This is a genomic window from Catellatospora sichuanensis, from assembly GCF_007483665.1.
GTDB lineage: Bacteria > Actinomycetota > Actinomycetes > Mycobacteriales > Micromonosporaceae > Catellatospora > Catellatospora sichuanensis.
Window position 1 is genome coordinate 439,701 of sequence record NZ_ML660183.1, and the last position, 1,089, is coordinate 440,789.

1 protein-coding gene and 1 pseudogene are annotated in these 1,089 nt (G+C 69.0%); one reads left to right on the forward strand and one right to left on the reverse strand.

Translation table 11 applies throughout. From position 1 onward, the window contains the following. Nucleotides 1-128 precede the first annotated feature (128 nt). Nucleotides 129-452, reverse strand: a complete 324-nt coding sequence (locus FLL47_RS02025; protein ID WP_144118656.1) for a hypothetical protein — start codon at nucleotides 450-452, stop codon at nucleotides 129-131. A gap of 273 nt (nucleotides 453-725) precedes the next feature. On the opposite strand from FLL47_RS02025, the pseudogene FLL47_RS02030 reads away from it, so the two are divergent. After that, nucleotides 726-1,089: pseudogene (locus FLL47_RS02030) on the forward strand (hypothetical protein); the annotation flags it as partial.

Genomic DNA, 1,089 nt, shown 5'->3' on the forward strand with positions numbered 1-1,089 from the left:
CGGGCCGACGATCACCGTCGGCCCGCCACGTCGCGATCAGCTCGGCCAGCGGGGGCTGGTGGCCATCGCCTGCAACTGCGCGAGGGTCAGCACCGGCTTCGTGCGGGTGGCCGTGTCGCCCTTCGGCCTCACCGCGTTCCACGCGGCGAGGGCGACCCGCACCCCGTCCGGCCGGAGGATGTGTATTTCGTATAGAGCAGGGACAGCCCACGGACCAGCGGATGGCCGATGGTGAGAACAGTGCCGACCACCAACGCAATGATCCGCCACTCGATGCGCAGGGCGGGCAGCAACGTGATCGACCTGCCGTCGAAGTAGTCCAGGATCAGCAACGAGTTCGGGGCGATCCAGGTGAGTCCGGCCACCGCGACGAGCCAGTCCGAGCGTTCGATGAAGAAGTGCTTGTCGGGCTCACCACGCCATAGCACCCTGTCCCCGTCGTCTTCAGCCATCGGGCGAGTATGCGGTATACCCGCCGAACGCAGCGGGCCGCGACCTGGTCCTGTTAGCGCATCAGCACGCCGAACGCGGCACCTGCCCGAGTCGCCGATGGCTGATGCAACGCCATTCACCCGAGTTCGGGTTGTAAATGGAGTTCGTGGTTTCCATCACTCCGAAGTCGCCGGACACACGGACGGCCGACTCCTAAGATGCGCACACAGGACAGCCCCCCAGCTGTCAGCGGCTGCCGCCACCGCCCATCCCCGACCGGAACGGTGTGACAGATGACTTCGTACGGCGACCCCAACGCCGGCCACGGGTATGACGACGAGCAGTATCGTCAGTCGTACCCTCCGCCGACGCAGAGTTCGGGCCGCGCATCGGTGCCATCCGAGAGCGGTGCAGACCAGCAAGGCTATGGCGACCAGGGCTACGGCCAGGCGCCCGTGAACCCGCCGGCCAGCCCGGCGGCCGGACGTGCCAGCGTCGGCGCTCCGGCCGGACGGGCGAGCGTCGGCGCACCGGCAGGCCGCGCCAGCGTCGGCGGCGTCGCGGGACGCGCCAGCGTGCGCCCCGCCGGCCTCGACATGGACGACGACGAGACGCCCGCGGGCAAGGGCAAGAACGCGAAGCTCGGCAAGAACGGCA